Here is a 21,454-nt window from a genome sequence, read left to right as displayed (position 1 = left end):
CCCGGCCGTACCCCCCGCGCGGTGCGCCCGTCGCGCCCGCGTCCCAACCGCCCGCTCTCCGACATATCCGACGCATCCGACACAAGGGGAAAAGTCATGGACGAAGAGCAGAAGTACCTGTTCGACCTGCGCGGCTACCTGGTCCTGGAGGACATCCTCTCCGCGCAGGAACTCGCCTCCGTCAACGCCGCCCTCGACGGCCACGGCCTGTGGGACGGCGAGAACAAGCTCGACTACCCGCTGCTCAAGCGGTACAACCCGTTCATCGCCAACGCCGGCCCCCTCCACACCACCCCGCGCCCGGTGCGCGACCTGATCAGCCACGAGAAGGTGCTGCCGCACCTGGAGGAGGTGCTCGGCCCCGACCTGCGCTACGACGAGGGGCAGGTGCTCTACGCCCGCAAGGGCGCCGGAGCGCTGATCCTGCACAACGGGAACACCCCGTGGGAGTACCCCCCGCTGACCTACCAGGTCCGCGACGGCCGGATCTACGGCGGACACCTGATCGTCGCGTTCTGCCTCACCGACGCCCTCGCCGACCAGGGCGGCTTCGCGGTGGTCCCCGGCAGCCACAAGTCGGCCTTCGAGATCCCGGAGGACTTCCAGACCTGGCAGAAGGTCGGCGACTGGGTCTCCCGCGTCCCGGTCAGGGCCGGCTCGGTGGTCCTCTTCGCGGACACCGCCACCCACGGCAGCTGGCCCTGGGCCGCCGACTTCGAACGCCGGGTCGTCTTCTGCCGCTACACCGCGGGCATGGTGCAGCACACCGCTCCCGCGCCCGTGCCCGAGGACCTCCCGGGCGAGGAGTGGACCCCGGTCGAACGCCGGCTGCTCCGCCCGCCGTTCGCCTGGCACTTCCACGACCGGGGCAGGGGCTACACGGAGCAGCAGCGCACCTCGGTGCGCACCGCCGAGGGCTGGACGATGAACGACCACTCCCAGCAGATCATCACGCTCGCGGAGGACGCGGAGAAGTCCGCCGAGGGGCGGGGCTAGCCATGGCGAGCATCACCGTGAGTTCGGTCGGCTACGAGGAGTTCGACCAGGAGCTCGGCAGCGACCCCCTGGGGCTGATGACGCGGCTGCGCGACGAGGGGACGGTCAGCGCCGTCCCGCTGGACGACGGCACGCGGCTGATCGTCGCGGCGGAGCCCGCCGTCGCCGCCGCGGCCCTCGCCCACGGCACCCGCAACCACCGCGGGCTGCTGCGCGAACTGGTGGGCAGCGGACTGTTCGTGGTCGCCTCCGGGGAGCAGTGGCGCCATCGCCGCGCCCTGCTGCGCCCGATGTTCTCGGCCCGGGCCGTGGCGGAGTTGCACACCCTGGTGCTGGAGAGCGCGGAGGACTTCGTGCGCCGTCGGCTGCTGCCCGCGGCGGGCCGCGAGTTCGACCTCGGACACACCCTCCAGCAGCTGAGCATCGAGATCATCCTCCGGCTCGTGGACCCGGAGCTGACCGGCGCCGAACTGGCGTCCCTGGCCTCGACGGTGGACACGGCCGTCCACTACCTGGACCGGCGGCTGTTCGCCCCGCAGACCGTCACCGACGCGGACGGCGAGGCGTTCGCGCGGGACAGGGCGGTGCTGGAGGAGTTCATCGCGCACCGGGCGGCCCAAGTACCCGCGGCGGCCACGGCCGACGGGGTTCTGCCGTCGCTCGTCGCCGCCCTGCGCCAGCGGGGGGACACGCTCGGCGACCGTCCCGAGGACGTGCTGCGCGAGGAACTGATGTCGATCTTCGTGGCCGGCGTGGAGACCATGGGCACCCTGCTCACCTGGACCTTCCACAACCTGGCCGGCTCGCCCCGGGCCCTGGCCCGCACCCTCGACGAGGTCCGCTCCACCGACCTCGGCGCCCTGCGCGCCGCGCCGTCGATCCCCCAGGGGACCTTGCCGTACACCCTGGCGGTGGTCGAGGAATCCCTGCGGCTGCACCCGCCCGCGTGGGCGCTCTTCCGCCGCATCGACACCCCCGTCGAAGCGGCCGGCGTACGGCTGGAGCCCGGCGACCTCGTCCTGGCCAGCACCTACGCCATCCACCGCGCCCCGGCCCTGTGGGAGGCACCCGAGGAGTTCCGCCCGGATCGCTTCCTGGGCCGGCGCCCGCCCGTCCAGCAGTACTTCCCCTTCGGGGCGGGCCCCCACCAGTGCCTGGGGCGGCAGTTCTCGCTGCTGGAGGCGCAGCTCGCCACGGCGACGATCCTCGCGCACGGCCGGTTCACCCTGCTGGGCGACCGGGCCGCGACCGGGCTCCGACCGGCCATCGCCCTGACGCCGGACCCCAGCCCGCGCGCCGTGTTCACCCCGCACCCCGACACCGGCACCGGCACCGGCACCGGCACGGGCACGGGCACGGGCACCGCAACCATCGGGCTCAGCGACACCCGCAAGCACCCCTCGGGGGCACGATGACGACCGCGCCGCACGCCCGGATCGAGCAGTGCTTCACCGCCGTCGCCGAGGCGTTCCCCGAGCGCGTGGCGTTGGCCGACCGGTACGGCGAGATCCGCTACGGGGAGCTCCTGACGCGGGCGCGCACCGCGGCGGCGTCGCTGCGGGCGAAGGGCGTCGACTCCGGTACCGCCGTGCTGATCGTCGGGCACGGCGACCGCCGGACCGTCCTCGCCATGCTGGCCGTCCTGATCGCGGGCGGCTGCTACGTGCCGGTGGACCCCCGGTACCCGGCGGACCGCGTCCGGCTCATGGCCGGCACGGCCCGGGCGTCCCTGGCCCTGCACGCCGGCGACGGCGGTGACAGCGCCGACAGCGCGACCGTGGCGGACCTGGGCATCCCCGTGCACGACATCGCCTCCCTCCTCGCGGAGCGGACCACCACGGCGGTGCCGTCCTCACCGGCCGGCCCCGACGCCCTGGCCTACGTCATGTTCACCTCCGGCACCACGGGAGCCCCCAAGGCCGTGGGCGTCACCCACCGGGGGGTCACCGGGCTGGCGCTCGGGGCGGAGTCCCTGCGGCTGGGCCCCGGCGACGGCGTGCTCCTGCACTCCACCCTCGCCTTCGACGCGTCCACGTTCGAGATCTGGTCCCCGCTGCTGGCCGGGGCCCGGATCACGGCCGCGGACCGACACCCCCTCGCACTCCACGAACTGGCCGCCCTGCTGGCCCGGCCGCAGATCACCACGGCCTGGCTGACGGCCCCGCTCTTCCGCCTCATGGCCACCCACCACGGTCCGGCGCTGGGCACCCTGCGCACCCTCGTCACCGGCGGTGACACCGTCCCGGCCGGCACCGCGCGCTCCTTCACCGCCGCCCACCCCGCCACCCGGCTGGTCAACGGCTACGGCCCGACCGAGAACACCACCTTCAGCACCCTGGGGGACGCCTCCGCGTGGGACCGCGAGCACTCCGCCGCGTTCCCGATCGGCACCGCCGTCGCGGGAACGACGTGCCACGTCCTCGACGAACGGCTGCGGCCCGTCGCCCCGGGCGCGGTGGGCGAGCTCTACCTCGGCGGCCCCCGGCTCGCCCGCGGCTACCTGCACGACCCCGCCGCGACCGCCGCGCGGTTCGTGCCCGACCCCTTCTCCGCGCGGCCCGGTGCCCGCATGTACCGCACCGGTGACCGCGTACGGCACCTCCCCGACGGCGCCCTGGACTTCCTCGGGCGCGCCGACGACGAGGTGAAGGTCAGGGGCTTCCGCACCGATCCGGCGGAGGCGGCGGCGGTCCTCGCCGCCGACCCCGCCGTCGACGACGCCGTGGTCATCGCCGGTACCGGTCCCGACGGTGCCGTCCTGACCGCCTTCCTCACGCCGGCGTCCGTCGACACCGACGCGGTGCGCCGGGGCGCGTGGCAGCGGGCACCGCGCCATCTGGTGGCCGAGCGGATCATCGCGGTCGACGCCCTTCCGCTGGGGCCCACCGGAAAGGTGGACCGCGCCGCCCTCGCCCGTCTCGCGGACGCCCGGACGCACGACGCGGACGACGCGGACGACGCGAATCCTCGGACGCACGACGCGGACGCCCGGACGCACGACACCGCCGCCCAGGGCCACCCCGCACTCGCCGCGGCTTGGGAGTCCCAGACGGGGCACCACCCGCTGCCCGACTCCGACTTCTTCGCCGACGGCGGCACCTCCCTGGGGCTGATGCGCCTGGTCGAACAGGTGCGCACCCAGCTCGGACCGACCCTCGACTTCGCCCAGCTCTACGCCGCTCCCACGTACGCCGATCTGTGCCGGCTGACCGCCCCGAGCGCCACCCCGGCACCCCCCGGCGACCGAGCCCAGGAGACCGTCGCATGACGCAGGTGATGCAGGATCAGGACAATGATCTGGCCAGAATGGACGGCCTGTGGATCCGGGTGATCGAACCCCAGTCACCCGCCCGGCACGCCCGGGACTTCGCCCAGGTCCACACCTGGCTGCGCCAGTACATCAGCCGGCCCCACGACGAGATCGGCCGCACCGGGCCGGTCTGCCCCTTCATCCCACCCGCCCTCAGCGGCAAGGACGCCCAGTTCAGCTTCCGCTACGACGTCACCGGGAAGGACGAGCAGCAGCTGCGCGAGGCCCTGGAGGCGGAGATGTCCACGTTCGCCCTCGGCACGGAGCGCAGCCGTACGCACACCGGAGCCTCCCTCGACTGCCGCATCGTGGTGCTGCCGGCCACCGGGCCGGAGGGCTGGCGGGTCCTCGACGAGGCGTACGAAGACCTGAAGAACAACGCGGTCGCCCACGGGCTGATGGTCGGCCAGTTCCACCCGCACTGCGACGAACGGGCCGTGCGCAACCCGCTCTTCCCCGTCTCCGTGGCCCCTGTCGGCCTGTTCGCGATCCGCCGGATGGCGCCCCACGATGTGCTCTTCTTGTACAAGCACCGCGCCTGGTTCAGGATTTACGATCAGAACTTCCGCGCCCACTACGAACGGGGCCGCGTACGCGACCCGCTCCTGCGCGAGTTGTACGTGACCGCTGTGGAACGTCACGGCCTGCCCGAGCTCGCCCCGAAGGCAAAGGAGAACGACGCGCCGTGACCGAGGACCAGTACCGCATCGTCGTCAACCACGAGGAGCAGTACTCGATCTGGCCCACCTACCACGACGTCCCCCAGGGGTGGCGGACGGTGGGCGAGCCGGCGTCCCGCGAGGACTGCCTGCGCAGGATCGAGGAGGAGTGGGACGACATGACCCCGAAGTCCGCCCGGCGCGAGGCGGCCCCCGCCGCACCGGCCCCCGCGGGCCCGGCCGGCTCCCCGGGGTCCCCGTGACCGACACGCTTCCCACGGTCGCCGTCGTCTACGGCAGGGGGTCGGCGGGGCCGGCCGAGATCCTCGGCGCCGCCCGCGGCCTGTGCGACGTGGTCTTCGTCTGCGACCCGGCCGTACCGGGCGTGGCGCCGCTGCTCGCGGGGATGCGCCGGCGGGCGCGGGTCTGCGAGATCAGCGGACACGACACCCCCGCCGCCGAACTGCTGCGCGAGCACGGCCCCGCGGGCATCGTCACCTTCAGCGAGTACTGCCTCGCCGGCACCGCGCGGCTGGCCCAGGCCCTCGGCCTGCCCTACCACCGGCCGGACACCGTCCGGCTGCTCACCGACAAGGCCGACCAGCGCGCGGCGTTCGCGGCGGCGGGGGTCGACCACACCCCGAGCGTCGTGGTGCGCTCCGCCGCCGAGGTCGACACCGCCGTGGCCCGCCTGGGCTACCCCGTGGTGCTCAAACCCCGTACCGGGGCGGGCAGTCAGGACACCGTACGGCTGGCAGACCCCGAGCAGCAGCGGCGCGCCCTGGCCGACGTCGGCCTCGCCCCCGGGCCCGGTGACGGGCCGGCGGGCCCGGGCGGCGGCCCGCGCGACTTCGTCGTGGAGAAGTACCTGCCCGGGGACCCCGCGGTGGCCGGACCGGGCTGGGGGGACTACGTCTCCGTCGAGGCCGTCGTGCAGCACGCGGAGGTCACGACCCTCTGCGTCACCGGCAAGTTCGCCCTGGCGGACCCGCTGCGGGAGACCGGACTGTTCCTGCCCGCCACCCTCACGCCCGCCGTGGAGAAGGACGTCGCCGAGCTCGCCGCGGCCGCGGTCCGGGCCCTCGGCGTGACGACCGGGGTGACCCACACGGAGGTGAAGCTCACCCCGGACGGCCCCCGCGTCATCGAGGTCAACGGACGCGTCGGCGGGCGCGCCGTGGGCCTGCTGGACCGGGCGCTGGGCATCGATCTTCTGGCCCTCGCCTTCGAGTTGGCCCTGGAGCGCGGCGTCGAGCCCGTCACGGCCCCCCGGCCGGCGGCGGTGACCTTCGAGTACTTCATCGTGCCACCGCGCACGGTCGGCACCGTCCGGGCGATCGACGGCGCCGACGCCGTACGGGCCCTCCCCGGCGTCGGCGAGGTCGACGTGGCGACGGCCCCTGGGCAGCCCGTCGACTGGCGCCACCCCGCACAGCGCCTGGCGTTCGTCCGGGGCGCCGTCGCCACCCATGACGAACTGCTCCGGCTCATCACGTCCGTCCATGACAGATTCCACCTGGAGTTCGCACCCCAGTGAAGAGAACGTTCCCCACCACAGACCGGCCGCGCACGCCCCGCCGAGAGCGTCGAAGAGCAGGTGCCCCGCAGTGTCCCGCAGTCCTTCATCGTGGAAAAGTGGAACAGCAGAGAGGTAGTCGATGCTCGACAAGGTGCGACAGCCGCTGAAACACCGGCCCTTCCGGCGGGTGTGGCTGGGCGAGACCGTCTCCCTGGTGGGGGACTACAGCTTCGAGGTCGCCTTCATCTGGCTGATCCTGAACGAGACCGGATCGACGACCACGCTGGCCACGATCCTGCTCGTCCAGGCCGTCCCCCGGGGCGTGCTGATGCTGGTGGGCGGCGCGGTGACCGACCGGCTCTCCCCGCGCGCCGTCATGTTCTGCTCCCACACGCTCAGGGGGCTCGCCGTCGCCACGCTGGGGCTGGTCGCCCTGACGGACCACGTGAGCACGTGGCACCTCTACGCCCTCGGCGCGCTCACCGGCGTCGCCGAAGCGTTCTTCTGGCCGGCCGCCGGCAGCATCATCCCCTCCCTCCTGCCGCCCGAGCACCTCGCCCGGGGCAACGCGCTCGTCGGCTTCGGGGAGCAGGGGGCCCGGCTGCTGGGGCCGATCCTGGGCGGCGCCCTCGTGGCCGCGGTGGGGACGTCGACCACCATCCTGCTCAATGCCTTCACCTTCTTCTTCGCCGCCCTGACGGTCTTCGGCGCACCCCGCAGACAACCGTCCGACCAGGCGGGCGACCAGGCCTCCGACCAGGCGGGCGAGGCCGACGAGGGCGCCAAGTCGTTCACGGCGATCCGGCGGGAGATCGTCGAGGGTCTCCGCTACGCCGGACGCAGCAGGGAGATCCGCACCGTCCTCCTGCTGATCGGCGCGGCGGCCCTCAGCTACAGCGGCCTCTTCAGCGTGGGGCTTCCCGCGCTGGCCAAGACCTTCCCCCAGGGCTCGCTCGCACTGGGCGTCCTGCTGTCCGCCTGGGGACTGGGGCAGCTGATCGGCACCATCGGCGCGGTCTTCACCGGGCTGCCGCGCCGCTGGGGACTGCTCATCATCGGGATGACGCTCTGCGAGGGGACCGCCTTCGTACTGCTGGGCTTCCTTCCCAGCGTGTGGAGCGCGGCGGTGGTGCTCACCCTGCTGGGGATCGGCGTCGCGTACTCCAGCGACGTCGCGCTGCCGACGTTCATCCAGACCAGGACCCCGACGGACGTGCTGGGCCGGGTCAGCAGCGTGATGGAACTGCCCCGGGCCACGCTGGAACCGCTCTCCATCGCGGCCATGGGCCTGCTGGTCGGCTGGGACATACAGTGGGCGTTCGTGCTCGCCGCGATTCCCATGCTGGCCGTCGGCCTCCACCTGGCCCTCGACCGCGAGGCCCGCGCGCTGAGCACCACGGCCTCGGAGGAGCATCCGGCGGCGAAGGATCCGGATCCCCTCGTCTTATAGGCCCTGTCCGCCGGTGGTGGCCGGCGACCGGCGTCTCGTCGACCACCTCATAGCCTGGGACCCGTCCACCTGGGACGCGACGAGGCGCCGCCTCGTGCACCCGAGGACGACGTGGGGAGGGGAGGGGAGTCGATGAGTCTTCGTCAGTTCGAGTACGCCCTGGCCGTTGCCGAGGAGGGTTCGGTGACGGCCGCGGCGGAGCTGCTGCACGTCGCCCAGCCGTCGGTGTCCCAGCAGATCCGCGCCCTGGAGCGGGAGCTCGGTGTGGAGCTGTTCGCCCGCACGCCGACCGGGCTGGTGCCCACCGTGGTCGGCCGCGCGTTCCTGCGGGAGGCGGAGGCCGCGGTGAGCGCGGCGCGGCGGGCGAGGGCGACGGCGCGGGCCGGCGCCGACGAGCTGGTGGGCGAGCTGACGGTCGCGGTGCAGATGGGCTTCGGCACCCGGCAACTGCCGGGCGCCTTGGGCGCGCTGCGCCGCCGCTTCCCCCGGCTGGAGGTCACCGTCTTCGAGGAGCCGAGCTCCGCCGAGATGGAGCGGCTGGGCCGCCGGGGCACGCTGGACCTCGCCCTGATGGCGGTGTGCGAGCGGAGCCCCGCCGACGCCCACCACCTCGGCGACGAGGAGTTCGTCGTGGTGCTGGGCGCCGGGCACCGGCTGCTCGCCACGGACCGGGTCGAGCTGCGCGACCTGGACGGGGAGCCGTGGGTGCGGTTCGACCGCGACAGCGCGCTCGACGGCGTGCTGCTGGACGTGCTGCTCGAGAACGGGCTGACCCCGACCACGGTCGCCCGGGTGTCCCAGACGGCGACGGCCGTACGCTGGGCCGCCCACGGGCTGGGGGTGACACTCGTCCCGGCCTCCGCGGTGCCCCACGGCCACGAGCACCTCGCGCGCCCGGTGTCCCCGCCCGTCTCCCAGCCCGTCATCGCCGTCGTCCGCCACGCTGCGGGCCCGGCGGAAACGGCCCTGCTCGAACTCCTGCGTCAGGAGACCTGGTCCGAGCCCTTCTTCGCTCCACCGCCTGGGCTCATTCCCGCGATCGGCACACCGGGAATCCGCCCAGGCCGGTGATCTCGAATGGCCGCGCTTTCCGGCCACAACCCCGGATTCCTCGGACAACGCGACAGAATATCGCTGTCGAACCTCCTCCGGAACGGGTGCGGCCACGGCTACCACCGAGCCGATGGTCGCCCGGGCCAACGGATGCGGCGGCTCACGGGTTCACGATCCCGAGCAGAAGATTCGGGAAAGGAATTTCCACCGGTCAAAGGAGTGCAGCAAATACCAGAATTGTGAAGTGTGCATGGCATTTGCCCTTGCTTACTTGATTCGCCCAAATCCCTTCCGTTCCCGGAACGAATCTGACAGCATCGTCCGCTATCCGGCGACCGAATGTCGGTGATCACTGCGCCGGTGCGCCCGCGGGTGTCCGTCCACGGCCGATCTGTGCCTGGATCGGATCAATGGGTGGGCCGGGATACGACTGGGGGGAGAACCTGATGCTCGGCTTCGTCGTGCGCCGACCGCGCGGGCGACCGCCGCTGGCGGCTGCCGCCCCGCTGCTGTCGGCCTTCCCCATCGGACGCCGCCGTCGGGACGTGGCCACCCGGCTGCGCCACGTGGAGGAGCGGTGACCCCCCGGACCGGCACCACCGTACCCACCACCGCGCCCACCACCGGGACCGCTCCCGGGACCGCCCACCGCCCCGCGCGCTGGGTCCGCACCAGGCTGCGGGCGAACCCGCTGGCCGCGCTGCTCATGGCGGCCCTGGCGTTCGTCGCCGTCTTCCTGGCGGCGGCCTTCCCCCGCATCGCGGACCGGGGCGCGGACACGGCGCTCCAGGACTTCGTCGGTCACAAGGGCCTCAACCAGACCAGCCTGCAGACCACGTCCAAGACGCGGGACGACGACAAGGCCGCCGAACTCGACCGGGTGCAGCGGCAGCTCACCGAGATGGTCGGTCGACAGCTGACGCTGACCCAGTCGGGCCAGGCCTACGGCGCCCGCGCCCTGGGCGACCGCGGCATGGGCAATCCGGAGTACGACCGGTTCGCGGAAAGGAGGACCGACCCGGCCCTCGGCCTGCTCTACCTGCACGACCTGGCCGCCCGGGCCACCCTCACCGACGGCACCTGGCCGACCCCCGGCGCCGCCGGCGGTCCGCTGCCGATCGTGATCAGCGAGAAGGCCGCCGAGAGCATCCACATCAAGCTCGGTGACGTCATCGACAACGGCACCGAGGGTTCGGGCGCCAAGCGGACCACCGTGGTGGTCGGCCTCTACCAGGTCAACGACCCCCAGGACCCGTTCTGGGAGGAGCTCGGCTGCCCGGCCCGCGCCTGCCTGAGGGCCGACCCCGAGCACGAGCACTGGATGACCAGCGGATTCGTCGACGGCGACAGCCTGCCCGCGCTGGCCCGCTGGGGTTCGAACGCCGAGAACTTCTGGCGGCTGCCCGTCGACGCCGCCTCGCTGCACGCCGACCAGCTCGACCGCACCCGCGGCATCCTCAGCTCCTTCCTGACCGGGCGCGACGCCACCGCCCTGGCCGACGCGACCCGGCGTCCCGACCTGCACACCTCCTCGGGCCTTCCCGAAATCCTCAACCGGGCGGACGACCGCTACCAGGCCTCGCTGCCGCTCAGCACGATCGGCCCGGCCGCCGTCGCGGGCGTCGCCACCGTGGTGCTGTTCCTGGCCGCCGCCCTCACCACCGACCGGCGCACCGCCGAGATCAGGCTGCTCCAGGCCCGCGGCGGCTCCCGTGCCGGGGTGCTGCGACGGCTGATCGCCGAGGGCGCGGTCACCGTCCTGCCGGCCACCGTGCTCGGAACGGCCCTCGCCCTGGTGCTGCTGCCCACCCCCCGCTGGGACCGCGCGGTGCTGGCGGCCCTGGCCGCGGCCCTGATCGCGCTGCTGGCCTTCCCGGCCCGCGCGGCCCTGCTGTGGGCACGCCGGCGGCCGGCCGGCGGCCGACGCCGACTGGTCGGCGAACTCGCCGTCCTCGCCGTCACCGCCGCGGCCGTGGCAGAGGTCCGGCACCGGGGCGTCGGCACCGGCTCCGGGCCGGATCCACTGCTGGTGGCCGCCCCGCTCCTGCTCGCCGTCACCGGCGGCCTGCTGCTGGCCCGGATCGAGCCGGTGGTGGTCGGCCGGCTGGCCGCCCTCGTCGGCCGAGGCCGCGGCCTGATCGGCTTCCTCGGCCTGGCCCGCGCCGCCCGCGACGACTCGGGCCGCCGCAGGCCCTCCGCGCTGCCGCTGCTCGCCCTGGTCATCGCCGTCACCACGACCGGCTTCGGCGCCACCGTGCTCGACACCGTCGATCACGCCCGGACCCGCGCCGCGCGCATCGCCACGGGCGGGGACATCGGCGTCTCCCTCCCGGGCTACGCCACCCTGTCCGAGTCGTTCACCAAGGCCGCCGACGCCCTGCCGGGCGTGCGGGCCTCGACCGCGGTCTGGGTCGAGCCCAACGCCCGCATCGTCGGCGCCGACCAGCGCTACACCGAGGCCTACCTGATCATGGTGGTCGATCCGGCGGCGTACGCCGAGATCGCCCGGACCCTCGGGGCCGGCGAGTTCGATCCGGCGAAGTTGGCCGGGGCGGCCGGCGGCCGGGACACCCCGGTGCCCGCGCTGGTCAGCCGCGACCTGGCCGAGCGCCTGGCCGCAGGGTCGTCCCAGGTGCGCACGCCCAACGGCAACGACCTGCGCCTCGCCGTCGCCGGGACCGTCGGCGCCACCCCCGCCCTGCCGGACCCGGGCAAGCCGTTCGCCGTCGTTCCCGCCGGCCCCGCCTGGGAGCGACTGCCGGACGCCAAGCGGGTGAACCAGTGGTTCGCCGTCGGCGAGATCGACCCCGAAGGGGTCAGGACGGCACTGCGGGACAACGGCGGGGTCCAGCCGACCGGCCTGGCCAAGATGATCGCGGACGACGCCGCAGCCGTCGGCAAGGCCGTCCGCGGCCTGCCCGCGGGATACACGGTGCACAGCAGCCGGGAGACCGTCGCCGAGCTCGGCGACGACCCGCTGCAGCACGCCGCCGGGCGGCTGTTCCGGTACTCGGGTGCCGCCGGCGCCGGGTTCGCCCTGCTCGCGGTGCTGCTGACGCTGTTCCGGGCCGCGCCCGACCGCACGGCCGTGCTCGCCCGGCTGCGCACCATGGGCCTGCGACCCCGCCAGGGGCTGGCGCTGATCGTCGCCGAGGCGCTGCCGCGGACCCTGGTGGCGGCCGTCGGCGGCGGGCTGGTCGCGGTGGCGGCGGTCGCCCTGCTGGGCGGCGCGTTCGACATCTCGACCCTGGTCGGTGCCAGGGTCGAGGAGGTCGTCACCCCCGCGCTGATGCCGGTGCTACTGCCCACCGCGGGCCTGGCCCTGCTGGTCGGCCTCGGGGTGGTGCTGGAGACGCTGGTCGCCGGCCGGCGCCAGATCGCCACCGAACTGCGGGCGGGGGAGCAGTCGTGACACCGCGACGGCGGCTCTCCGCGATCACCGGATGACCGGCCCTCGACCCGGTGGTCGAGGGCACGCGGTGGCGCGTCAGCCCTGGTCCAGCTTGGACAGGGCATCGGTGATCAGGCGGGTGGCGAAGTCGTGGTCGTCGCCGGACACCCGGTTGACGTGCTCCGCGAGCAGGGTGGCCGTGGCTTCCAGGGGGTTCATCTCGGCGTCGGTCCAGGGCCCGTACTGCGCGCGCCACAGGTTGGGGCTCAGGCCGCTGCCCGCGGCGATCACCAGGCCGGCCATGGTGGGGATGACCTCGGGGCGGAAGGTCCTGGGCATCATCCGCATCGTGGCCACGAGGGTGGGCACCACGTGCTCGATGACGTCCTTGTCGTGCTCCTCGCAGGCCGACCGCAGCCAGTTCATGAACAGGTAGATGAGCGTGCACGCGCCGTCCAGCAGCGCGTTGAACTCTTCGGGGCCCACGGATGCGGCGAACTCGTCGACCAGCCGCTGCTGTACGGGGTCCGTCCCGGTCCTACCGTCGTAGACGGCCTTGAGCCGGGAGTCGATCATCATGAGCGCGGTGCTCACATCGCCGACGGCGGCGTATCGGGGGTCACAAGGCGATGACACGGGACTCCTTCTCACACGGCCGCGGCGGGTGCGCGGCAGGTCCGGTCGCAGGGTTCGTCGGCCGGTCGGGTCACCGCCCGACGGTACCGCTCCCCGTTGCGGCCGGGCGCCCGTTTCCGCCCCTCGCCCACGCCCCGGCGGGCCGCCCGCGCTCACCCGTCCGCGGCGGCTTTCCGCAGGTCCCGGTGGTACGGCGGATCGCCGGGGGCGGTGGTGCGGCCCCCGGCGATCCGGTTCCACTCGTCAACAGCGCGCCCTCAGTACGTCATCAGTACGGGTGAGCCGTCCGCGCGGTCGCGGCGGCGCTGGGGGCGGCGGAGGATGAGGGTACGGGCGGGACGCGACGCGGAAGGGGCGTGACGCCATGGACGTCGGGCCGGTCGAGTACGCCGTCATGGCCTTCCCGGGCAACCGGTTCCGGGGGGCGATCCTGCCGGAGCTCAAGCGCCTGACCTCCGAGGGGATCATCCGCATCCTCGACCTCACCTTCATCAAGAGGGACGAGCGGGGGACGGTCCGCGTCCTCGAACTCGATGCCCTGGACAGCGACGAAGCCGCCGTGTTCGCCGAACTGGACGGCGAGATCATGGGCCTGCTGAGCGACGAGGACCTGGCCAGCGTCTGCGACGAGATCCCGGCGGGGTGCTCGGCGGCGATCATCGTCTGGGAGCACCGCTGGGCCGCGCCGCTGCTGCGGGCACTCGACGACGCGGACGGGGTCCTGGTCACGCGCGAGCACGTGCCGCACACCGTGGTGGCGGCCGACCTCGCCGCGATCGGTCTCTGAAAGATCGGACTCCAAAAGGGGAGCCGGACTCCGAGAAGGAGCTGTCATGATCGGCCGTCGTCTGTCGCGCAGCGGGCGCCCGGGGCTCATCGGCACCGCCGCCCGCACCGCCGTCATCGCCGGGACCGCCACGTCCGTGTCGAGCAGGGTCGCCGCCCGGCACCAGCAGGCAACCGCGCAGGCGGCCCCGGCACCGCCGTCGCCCGCACCCGCGTCTCAGGCCGTGCCGGGCGCCGCGCCGAACGACCAGACGCTCGCCCAGCTCGAACGCCTCGTCGAACTGCGGCAGAGCGGGATGCTGACCGACGACGAGTTCACGGCGGCCAAGCAACGCCTCCTCACCTCGTGAACCCCCTCCGCCGGACGGCGCCCGCACGGGGGCAGGGCCCGACCGGGCCCGCGCGCTGCGCCGCCGTGGTGCGGTGATGGAGCCCGTGACGGCGGTGCTCGCCGAACTCGTCGAACGGCACCGCGCCGATACCGCCGGTGACGTCGCCCGCTACATCCCCGAACTCGCCCGCGCCGACCCGCACGCCTTCGGCCTCGCCATGGTCAGCGTCCAGGGCCACGCCTATCAGGCCGGTGACGCGTCGGCCGCCTTCACGATCCAGTCGGTCTCGAAGCCCTTCGTGTACTCGCTGGCACTGTCGGAGCTGGGGCTGGCCGAGGTGGCCAGGAGGGTCGGGTTCGAGCCGAGCGGGGAGCCGTTCAACGCGATCAGCCTGGAGGCCGGCACCGGGCGCCCGGCGAACCCGCTGATCAACGCCGGGGCGATCGTGACGACCGCGCTGATCGGCGGCGACTGCGAGGCCGCGTTCGAACGGATCCGCGACACCCTGTCGGGCTTCGCCGGCCGTCGGCTGACGGTCGACGAGGACGTCTACCGGTCCGAGGCCGCCACCGGGGACCGCAACCGGGCGCTGGCCTACCTCACGCTCTCCCAGGGCGTGCTGGAGCGCCCGGCCCAGCAGGCCTGCGACGTGTACTTCCGCCAGTGCGCGATCGAGGTCACCGCCGTCGACCTGGCCGTCATGGGCGCCACGCTGGCCAACGGCGGGCGCAACCCGGTGACCGGGCGCCGCGTCGTGGACGCCGACGCGGCGAGCGCGACGCTGTCGGTCATGGCCACCTGCGGCATGTACGACCACAGCGGGGAATGGATGCTGAGGGTGGGCTTGCCGGCCAAGAGCGGCGTCGGCGGAGGGGTCTGCGCCGTGAGCCCCGGCCAGTTCGGCGTCGGCGTGTTCAGCCCCCCGCTGGACCCTCGGGGCAACAGCGTCCGCGCGAGCGCCGTCCTGCGGGAGCTGTCCGCCGAACTGGGCCTGCACGTCCTGCGGCACACCGAGCGTGCGCGCTCACCGCTCCAGGCGGTGCGCACCGACCACGGCGCGCACCACCTGGAGCTGTTGGGCGACCTCGGTTTCGCCGCCGCCGAGGAGATCGTCCACTGCGTCCGTCGCCTGGCCCGCGATCAGCCCCGGCCGCTGGTCACGGTCGACCTCTCCCACGTCACCGCCGTGCGCCCGATCGCCCGCAGGCTGCTGGCCGACTGCGCCGCCGGCCTCCGGGCCCGGACGACGGTGCGCTTCGTCGACCCCGCGGGCCTGGTCCGAAGGCCGTCCGCAGACCGGAGCGACACCCCGGCCGAGAGATCCGAGAGAGCCGAGTGAGCACCGGCAAGCACGCGTTCACAGCTTGACGGGTGCGCCCGGCCCCATCGGGATGCCGATGGCGTACCAGGCGACGAAGAACAGCAGCCAGGCCACCGCCACGATGACCGTGTAGGGGATCATCAGGGAGATGACGGTGCCGACACCGGCCTGCTTCCTGAACTTCTGGCACTGCAGGACGATGAACGGCAGGTAGACCATCAGCGGGGTGACGACGTTCGTCGGGGAGTCGCCGACCCGGTAGGCGGCCAGCACGGTCTGCGGCGCGACGCCGAGGCGGATGAACAGGGGCACGAAGATCGGCGCGAAGATCGCCCACTTGGGGATGATCCCGGGGATGATCAGGTTGATGACGTAGGTCAGCAGGATGAAGGCGATCAGGAGCCAGATCGCACCGATGTTCGCGCTCTCCAGCTGGTCGGCGAGCTGCACGGCGACCACCGTGGCGATGTTGCTGTAATTGAAGTACGAGATGAACTGGGCGATGATCAGCAGCAGGAAGATCAGGCCGCCGAGCCCGGCGAAGGTCTTGGTGATCGCGTCCATCGCGGCGGCGCTGCCGCGCAGGGTCCTCGCGCCCGCGCCGAAGGCCAGGCCCATCACCAGGAACGCGATCATGATGATGACGATCAGGCCGTCCATGAACGGCGAGTCCTCGAACAGGCTCCCCGTTTCCGGGTTGCGCAGCGGCGCGCCGGGGATGAACGCGAGCAGCGTGACGGCCACCACGAGCGCGATCAGCGAGAGGCCGGCGTAGCGCAGCCCCCGGGCCTCGGCCGCGGTGTCGACGGGGGGCTCCTCGCTGTCCGCGACGGCGGCGGTGTCCCGCGGCTGCCAGGGGCCCAGGCGGGGTTCGATGATGCGTTCGGTGATGAAGGTGATGACGATGGTGAGGAACAGGGTGGAGCCGATCGCGAAGTAGTAGTTCGCGGTCAGGTTGAGGGACTGCCCGGGGTTGACGAGCCTGATCGCCTGGTTGGTGATCTCGGTCATGATGCCGTCGATCGGGGCGATGAGCAGGTTGACGCTGAAGGCCGCGCTGACTCCGCCGAAGGCCGCGGCGATCCCGGCGAGCGGGTGGCGCCCGGCGCTGATGAAGGCGACCGCTCCCAGCGGGATGAGGACGAGGTAGCCGGCGTCGGAGGCGATGCTGGACAGGATGCCGGCGAAGACGATGATCGCGGTGAGGGTCTCCGGTGGTGAGATCCTGACCAGGCGTCGGATCAGGGCCGCGATCAGTCCGGCCTCCTCCGCGAGCCCGACGCCGACCATGATGACGAGGATGACCGCGACGACGCCGAAGTCGTTGAAGTTGTGCGCCGCGGAGGTGAACAGGAACCGGACGCCGTCGCCGGACAGCAGGCTCTCGACCTTCGTCGTCTCGACGACGGTCTCGTAGTGGTGGGTGTACGTCGACTCCGGCGGCAGGTGGGTGCCCGCGTACTCGGTGCCGCCCTCGTGGACCTGCGTGGCCGGGTAGGGAACGGACTTGACCGTCTCGCCGGTGACGTGGACGTCGAACGCGGCCAGGACCGCCGACAGCACGATCACCAGGACGCACAGCAGCAGGAAGATGATGGCCGGGTGCGGGACCTTGTTCCCGATCTTCTCGATGGCGTCCAGGACGCGCCCCGATCCTCCGCCGGACTTTCCGTTCCCGGAGGCGGTGGCGCTCTTGTCCTGCGGGCCGTCGGCCTGGGCGTGGGCGAGGGCGCTCACCGGCCGGCCTCCTCACTGATCGAGCGGGTGGAGTCGGTCCGCGCGGCCGTCGACGGAGGGGTGAAGGCCAGCGCGAGCTCTGCGAGCAGGCGCGCGCCGAAGCCGGTGCAGCCCTTGGTGCGCCAGCCGCTCGGCTTGTCGTTCTGGGCCGGCCCGGCGATGTCGATGTGCGCCCAGGGGCGGCCGGCGACGAACTCCTCCAGGAACAGCGCGGCATGGATCGCCCCGCCGTTGGGGCCGCCCATGTTCTTCAGGTCCGCCACCTCCGAGTCCAGCTCCGGCCGGTAGCGCCGCGACAGCGGCAGCTGCCAGGCCGGCTCGCCGGTGCGGGCGGCGGCGTCCAGGACCTGGTCGACCAGCGGCTGGGCGTTGCCGAACACGCCCGCGGTCTCGGCGCCGAGCGCCCGCAGACACGCGCCGGTCAGGGTGGCGATGTCCACGATCGCGTCCCCCGGCTCCTCGCCGGCCAGGACCAGGGCGTCCGCCATGACCAGGCGGCCCTCCGCGTCGGCGTTGACCACCTCCACGCTCGTGCCGCCGCGCATCCACAGCACGTCGCCCAGCTTGAGCGCCGAGCCCGAGGGCATGTTGTCCGTGCACATCAGGTAGCCCGTCACGGCCGTCCGGCAGCCGAGCCCGGCCAGGACGCACAGGGCCGCCAGGATCGCCCCTGCACCGGACATGTCGTTCTTCATCGTCGCGTGCACGGCGTCGGCGGGCTTGAGGCTGATGCCCCCGGAGTCGTACGTGATGCCCTTGCCCACCAGGGCCAGCCGGGGCGTCCCGTCACCGGCGCCGGAGGGCAGGTAGGTGAGCTTGATCATGCGGGCTTCGTCCACGCCGCCCCGGTTCACGCCCAGCAGGCCGCCGCAGCCCAGCTCCTCCAGCTCCCGCTGCCCGAACACCTCCACCCTCAGGCCGCACTGCGCGCCGAGCCGCACCGCAACCTCGGCCAGGTCCGGCGCGGTCAGCAGGCTGGGCGGCGCGCTGGCCAGGTCCCGGGCCAGCATCGTCGCGCGGGCCAGCCACACCCCGCGCTCTGCGCCCCGCTCGACGGCCTCGCGCGAGTCCGAATCCGAACCCGAGCCCGAACCCTCCACGACCGTGACAGTCTCCAGCGCCGTGCCGGACGGCTCGCGCTTGAGCGGATCGAAGCCGTAACGGGCCAGCAGCACCCCCTCCACCAACGCCTGCGCCGCCTCCGCCGGCTTCGCACCCGCCCCGGACGGCACCACGACGGCCAGCCGCGAACGGCCCGGCACCGCGAGCGCCACGGCTGCCCCGGCGTCCCTCAGCACATCGGGACCTGCCTCACCCTCCGGCCCCGTCCCGTAGAGCACGACGTCCGGCCCGTCCTCCCGGGGCACCAGCAGCACCCGGCCCGTCGCCCCCGTCATGCCGGCGGCCTCCACGGCCCCCGGGCCCAGCCCGATCCACGCCGGCACCGCCACCGCCCCTTGGACCACCGGCAGCCCCACCGCCTCCGGATCTCGCACCGCCTCCGGATCCCGGGCCGGCACGACGTCAACCCTCGGAACGCGGCTCCACGAAGGAATGAGATCGAGGGCTGCCCTGCTCTGCGCCACTGTGCTCTCCTCTGCTGGGGCGGCGGTCCAGAGGCCGCCGGTCCCAGCAGCCGCTCCCCAGTAAGACGCACGGTCAGGGCGCTTCCAGGACACGCCACGCGCTGTGCCCCCAAACGCACGAACGCCCGGCGCACCGGCGTCGGCGCGCAGGCGGGGGTGGGATGACACACCCTAGGCTTGAGGCCGCACTGGTCCGAGGGACGGGGAGTCGGCTGCCGTGACCGATCGCAGCACAGAGGATGATCAGTCGAAGCCGAGCATCGCCCGGGTCTACGACTATCTGCTCGGCGGCAAGGACAACTACGCCGTCGACCGCGAGATCGGCGACTTCTTCATCAAGGACCTGCCCGGTTCGCGGGCGATGGCCTTCGCCAATCGCGGGGCCCTCGTTCGCGCCGTGGCGGCCATGGCCCGCGACGGCGTCTCCCAGTTCGTCGACATGGGCAGCGGCCTGCCCACCGCCGACAACGTGCACCAGGTCGCCCAGCGGCACCGTCCGGACGCGCGCGTCGTCTACGTCGACCACGACCCGGTCGTGGTCGCGCACAGCCGGGCCCTGCTGGCCGCCGACGACCGCACCACCGTGATCCGGGCGGACCTGCGCGCGCCGGAGGAGCTCTACCACGACCCCGGCCTACAGGAGTTGATCGACTTCGACGAGCCGGTGGGCGTCGTCTTCAGCGCCGTGCTGCACCACCTCACCGATGCCGAACGCCCCGCCGAGCTCGCGCGCTGGTGGGTGGACCGGGTGCCGTCGGGCAGTCAGGTCTACATCTCCCACTTCCGCTCCGGCGGGAACGAGGAGACCCGGCTCATGGAGCAGAAGCTGCAGAGCAGTTTCGGCCGCGGCCGCTGGCGCACCGACGAGGAGATCACCGGCCTGTTCGACGGCCTTGAGCTCCTCGAACCGGGCCTGGTCCCCTGCTCCCTGTGGCGGCCGGACCCCGCGCCGGACGACGACGGCACCGGGAACGGCGTGGACAGGCCCGCTCCGACGGTGTGGGAACAGCTGATCTCCTGCGCACTGGCCCGCAAGCCGTAGCCGGCTGTTGGCCCGCGCGCCCCGTACACCGGTCCCTCCACGATCCGTTTCGCCACCGCCGCAACCGCTGTCGCATCGCTCCGCGACGTCGCCGACGGCTTCCGGTGCAGGCGGACCGAACGTGTCAGCCGCAGCCGCCGTGAGGGTGCCGCCCGGCGCGCGGGTCGTCCCCCACCCCGCGGTACGGCGGGAGGCGCCCGGCCGACAGTCAGTCGAAGTCGTCCGGATCGACGCCGCGTATCAACTCGGCGAGCCGGGCGCGGTCGTGGAACGCCTGACTCAGGAGCGCGGCGAGGCGTTGCAGAGCGTCCAGGTCCCGACTGCGGGCGATGAACATCCCCGCCTCGGGATCGTAGGTCAGCCGCTCCGACACCTCCGGCGCGTGCGCGAGCACCGCGGCCCGGGCGACGCCCGCCCAGCCGTACCCGTTGCCGTACTGGCCGCAGGCCTCGAACTCGTCCTCGACGGCGACCATGGCGTCGTCGGTGAGCATCAGGTAGTAGGACTCCGGCTCGTGGTCGTAGGCGGAGAGGATCAGGGGTGCGTAGGTCGTCCGATCAGTCATGGGACCGACCTTAGCGGCGGGGTCCGACAGCGGCGGGGTCCGACAGCGGCGGGGTCCGACAGCGGCGGGGTCCGACAGCGGCGGGGTCCGACAGCGGCGGGCGAAGGCTCTCGGGCCGCACTACCGGATCGTCAACTCCCGTTACCCGACCCGCCTGCGACTCTGCACGACAAGGGCGACGATCTCCTCGGGCAGTTCGTCGTCCACCGCGATCCGGACCTCCGTCACCGTGCCGGGCCAGTCGGCGATCAGGTCGTTGCTCAGCGCGTCGTTCTCCATGGCGGCCATGAGTTCGCCTCCCCGGACCGTCTGTCCGGGCACCACCAGGACCTCTGTCACACACCACGGGACGCCCATCTTGGGCGTCACCACGAACTCCACCGGCCCGAGCTCGCGCCAGACCGGGGGCGTCGGCGGCCCGCCGATGCGCTGCTCGACCAGGTCCAGAGCCGTTCCGGCGCGCCGGGCGAAGTCGGAGTCGTCCGCGAGGTGCTCACGCAGCAACGGCCCGACCGCGCGGGCATCGCCCAGCCGGGCCAGCGTCTCCACCGCCTCGGACCGCATCGCGGGGTCCGCCAGACACCCGACGACGGCCTCCGTGTGTTCAGCGGACCCGTTCTCTGCCAGACCGAGCAACGCCCGGCGACGGAACTCCGGCCTACCGGACCGAAGTTGGCGCTCCAGGAACGGCACCGTCCGCGGGTCCCTGACATGTGCGAACGTCTCACGGGCCAGCAGCGATTCGAGCGAGGGGTCGTCCGCCAGCGCGTCGAACAACCCGTCCGGGAGAGCCTCCGCCAGGAGTACCTGCAGCGAGGCGGGGCGCCGGTACTCGTCCCGGTCGCGGCTCACGATCTCCGCCAGGTCCCAGCTCTTCTCCGCCCGGCCCGCGAACACGTCGAGGAGTCGGCGAAGGCTCACCGGTCCGGCAGCCACCAGGTCCTCCAGGGCGCCGCCGTCCCCGTGCATGTAGCGCGCGAGGAGGCTGTCGATCCCGTCGGTGGTCAAGTCCATGGAAGTCAGCCGGCTTTCGGTGGGTCAGCGGGTCGCGGTAGGTGCCCGGACAGTCTC

General features: G+C 73.1%; 19 protein-coding genes. 14 read left to right on the top strand and 5 right to left on the bottom strand.

What is annotated here, in order from left to right:
• Positions 1-96 precede the first annotated feature (96 nt).
• The 10 genes from AC07AL_RS08895 (at position 97) to AC07AL_RS08850 (ending at position 12,399) form a co-directional block, all read left to right on the top strand.
• Entirely contained in the window at positions 97-996 is a 900-nt protein-coding gene (locus AC07AL_RS08895; RefSeq protein WP_363619761.1) for a phytanoyl-CoA dioxygenase family protein, read from the top strand.
• A gap of 2 nt (positions 997-998) precedes the next feature.
• Complete coding sequence (locus tag AC07AL_RS08890; protein ID WP_478317249.1) at positions 999-2,411, top strand: cytochrome P450; 1,413 nt, start codon at positions 999-1,001, stop codon at positions 2,409-2,411.
• Positions 2,408-4,264 carry a non-ribosomal peptide synthetase gene (locus AC07AL_RS08885; protein ID WP_478317248.1) on the top strand — a complete coding sequence of 619 codons (1,857 nt, stop codon included), beginning with the start codon at positions 2,408-2,410 and terminating at the stop codon, positions 4,262-4,264. Before AC07AL_RS08890 ends, AC07AL_RS08885 begins: the two co-directional genes overlap by 4 nt.
• Positions 4,261-4,995, top strand: a complete 735-nt coding sequence (locus AC07AL_RS08880; protein ID WP_363631851.1) for a DUF6875 domain-containing protein — start codon at positions 4,261-4,263, stop codon at positions 4,993-4,995. Before AC07AL_RS08885 ends, AC07AL_RS08880 begins: the two co-directional genes overlap by 4 nt.
• Complete coding sequence (locus AC07AL_RS08875; RefSeq protein WP_400808226.1) at positions 4,992-5,228, top strand: MbtH family protein; 237 nt, start codon at positions 4,992-4,994, stop codon at positions 5,226-5,228. Before AC07AL_RS08880 ends, AC07AL_RS08875 begins: the two co-directional genes overlap by 4 nt.
• Positions 5,225-6,502, top strand: a complete 1,278-nt coding sequence (locus tag AC07AL_RS08870; RefSeq protein WP_400987354.1) for an ATP-grasp domain-containing protein — start codon at positions 5,225-5,227, stop codon at positions 6,500-6,502. The genes AC07AL_RS08875 and AC07AL_RS08870 overlap by 4 nt, the downstream gene beginning before the upstream one ends.
• Positions 6,503-6,623: 121 nt before the next feature.
• Positions 6,624-7,934 (top strand): MFS transporter, encoded by a 1,311-nt coding sequence (locus AC07AL_RS08865; RefSeq protein ID WP_363586178.1) that lies wholly within the window; start codon positions 6,624-6,626, stop codon positions 7,932-7,934.
• 132 nt (positions 7,935-8,066) lie between these two features.
• Positions 8,067-9,005 carry a LysR family transcriptional regulator gene (locus tag AC07AL_RS08860; RefSeq protein WP_363631853.1) on the top strand — a complete coding sequence of 313 codons (939 nt, stop codon included), beginning with the start codon at positions 8,067-8,069 and terminating at the stop codon, positions 9,003-9,005.
• Positions 9,006-9,397: 392 nt separating this feature from the next.
• The gene (locus tag AC07AL_RS08855; RefSeq protein WP_363586176.1) at positions 9,398-9,568 is read left to right on the top strand and encodes a hypothetical protein; all 171 of its coding nucleotides are present in this window, start codon (positions 9,398-9,400) and stop codon (positions 9,566-9,568) included.
• Positions 9,565-12,399: a hypothetical protein gene (locus AC07AL_RS08850; protein ID WP_478317247.1), complete on the top strand. Its 2,835-nt coding sequence runs from the start codon at positions 9,565-9,567 to the stop codon at positions 12,397-12,399. Before AC07AL_RS08855 ends, AC07AL_RS08850 begins: the two co-directional genes overlap by 4 nt.
• Before the next feature lie 75 nt (positions 12,400-12,474).
• On the opposite strand, the gene AC07AL_RS08845 is transcribed toward AC07AL_RS08850, so the two are convergent.
• A complete protein-coding gene (locus AC07AL_RS08845; RefSeq protein ID WP_478317246.1) occupies positions 12,475-13,014 on the bottom strand; it encodes a hypothetical protein in 540 nt (179 codons plus the stop codon).
• A gap of 364 nt (positions 13,015-13,378) precedes the next feature.
• On the opposite strand from AC07AL_RS08845, the gene AC07AL_RS08840 reads away from it, so the two are divergent.
• The 3 genes from AC07AL_RS08840 to glsA all read left to right on the top strand — a co-directional run bounded on the left by AC07AL_RS08840 (position 13,379) and on the right by glsA (position 15,471).
• On the top strand, positions 13,379-13,801 hold the full coding sequence (locus tag AC07AL_RS08840; RefSeq protein WP_400328034.1) for a DUF6325 family protein: 423 nt from the start codon (positions 13,379-13,381) through the stop codon (positions 13,799-13,801).
• Between the two features lie 46 nt (positions 13,802-13,847).
• A complete protein-coding gene (locus AC07AL_RS08835; protein ID WP_363586172.1) occupies positions 13,848-14,150 on the top strand; it encodes an SHOCT domain-containing protein in 303 nt (100 codons plus the stop codon).
• Positions 14,151-14,226: 76 nt separating this feature from the next.
• A complete protein-coding gene (gene glsA / locus AC07AL_RS08830; protein ID WP_478317245.1) occupies positions 14,227-15,471 on the top strand; it encodes a glutaminase A in 1,245 nt (414 codons plus the stop codon).
• Between the two features lie 18 nt (positions 15,472-15,489).
• On the opposite strand, the gene AC07AL_RS08825 is transcribed toward glsA, so the two are convergent.
• Together AC07AL_RS08825 and AC07AL_RS08820 are read right to left on the bottom strand one after the other, a co-directional pair.
• A complete protein-coding gene (locus tag AC07AL_RS08825; protein WP_363631859.1) occupies positions 15,490-17,190 on the bottom strand; it encodes an AbgT family transporter in 1,701 nt (566 codons plus the stop codon).
• Positions 17,187-18,686: a leucyl aminopeptidase family protein gene (locus AC07AL_RS08820; RefSeq protein WP_478317244.1), complete on the bottom strand. Its 1,500-nt coding sequence runs from the start codon at positions 18,684-18,686 to the stop codon at positions 17,187-17,189. Before AC07AL_RS08820 ends, AC07AL_RS08825 begins: the two co-directional genes overlap by 4 nt.
• A gap of 307 nt (positions 18,687-18,993) precedes the next feature.
• Between AC07AL_RS08820 and AC07AL_RS08815 the strand changes: the two genes are divergently transcribed.
• Positions 18,994-19,818, top strand: a complete 825-nt coding sequence (locus tag AC07AL_RS08815) for an SAM-dependent methyltransferase (protein ID WP_363619732.1) — start codon at positions 18,994-18,996, stop codon at positions 19,816-19,818.
• A 208-nt stretch (positions 19,819-20,026) separates the two neighbouring features.
• Here the strand turns inward: AC07AL_RS08815 and AC07AL_RS08810 are convergent, their stop codons facing one another.
• Positions 20,027-20,383 carry an immunity 51 family protein gene (locus AC07AL_RS08810; protein ID WP_363586167.1) on the bottom strand — a complete coding sequence of 119 codons (357 nt, stop codon included), beginning with the start codon at positions 20,381-20,383 and terminating at the stop codon, positions 20,027-20,029.
• 141 nt (positions 20,384-20,524) lie between these two features.
• Positions 20,525-21,397: a HEAT repeat domain-containing protein gene (locus AC07AL_RS08805; RefSeq protein WP_400808243.1), complete on the bottom strand. Its 873-nt coding sequence runs from the start codon at positions 21,395-21,397 to the stop codon at positions 20,525-20,527.
• Between the last annotated feature and the right edge of the window lie 57 nt (positions 21,398-21,454).

This window comes from Kitasatospora sp. NPDC043949 (assembly GCF_056435365.1).
The sequence above is the reverse complement of the archived record's forward strand: the minus strand, read 5'-3'. Positions and strand labels throughout refer to the sequence as shown.

Excerpts from the sequence above, each read along its gene's own strand:
- AC07AL_RS08895 (WP_363619761.1), top strand. The coding sequence starts at position 97 with ATGGACGAAGAGCAGAAGTACCTGTTCGACCTGCGCGGCTACCTGGTC.
- AC07AL_RS08890 (WP_478317249.1), top strand. The coding sequence starts at position 999 with ATGGCGAGCATCACCGTGAGTTCGGTCGGCTACGAGGAGTTCGACCAG.
- AC07AL_RS08885 (WP_478317248.1), top strand. The coding sequence starts at position 2,408 with ATGACGACCGCGCCGCACGCCCGGATCGAGCAGTGCTTCACCGCCGTC.
- AC07AL_RS08880 (WP_363631851.1), top strand. The coding sequence starts at position 4,261 with ATGACGCAGGTGATGCAGGATCAGGACAATGATCTGGCCAGAATGGAC.
- AC07AL_RS08865 (WP_363586178.1), top strand. The coding sequence starts at position 6,624 with ATGCTCGACAAGGTGCGACAGCCGCTGAAACACCGGCCCTTCCGGCGG.
- AC07AL_RS08860 (WP_363631853.1), top strand. The coding sequence starts at position 8,067 with ATGAGTCTTCGTCAGTTCGAGTACGCCCTGGCCGTTGCCGAGGAGGGT.
- AC07AL_RS08855 (WP_363586176.1), top strand. The coding sequence starts at position 9,398 with ATGGGTGGGCCGGGATACGACTGGGGGGAGAACCTGATGCTCGGCTTC.
- AC07AL_RS08840 (WP_400328034.1), top strand. The coding sequence starts at position 13,379 with ATGGACGTCGGGCCGGTCGAGTACGCCGTCATGGCCTTCCCGGGCAAC.
- AC07AL_RS08835 (WP_363586172.1), top strand. The coding sequence starts at position 13,848 with ATGATCGGCCGTCGTCTGTCGCGCAGCGGGCGCCCGGGGCTCATCGGC.
- glsA (WP_478317245.1), top strand. The coding sequence starts at position 14,227 with ATGGAGCCCGTGACGGCGGTGCTCGCCGAACTCGTCGAACGGCACCGC.
- AC07AL_RS08810 (WP_363586167.1), bottom strand. The coding sequence starts at position 20,383 with ATGACTGATCGGACGACCTACGCACCCCTGATCCTCTCCGCCTACGAC.
- AC07AL_RS08805 (WP_400808243.1), bottom strand. The coding sequence starts at position 21,397 with ATGGACTTGACCACCGACGGGATCGACAGCCTCCTCGCGCGCTACATG.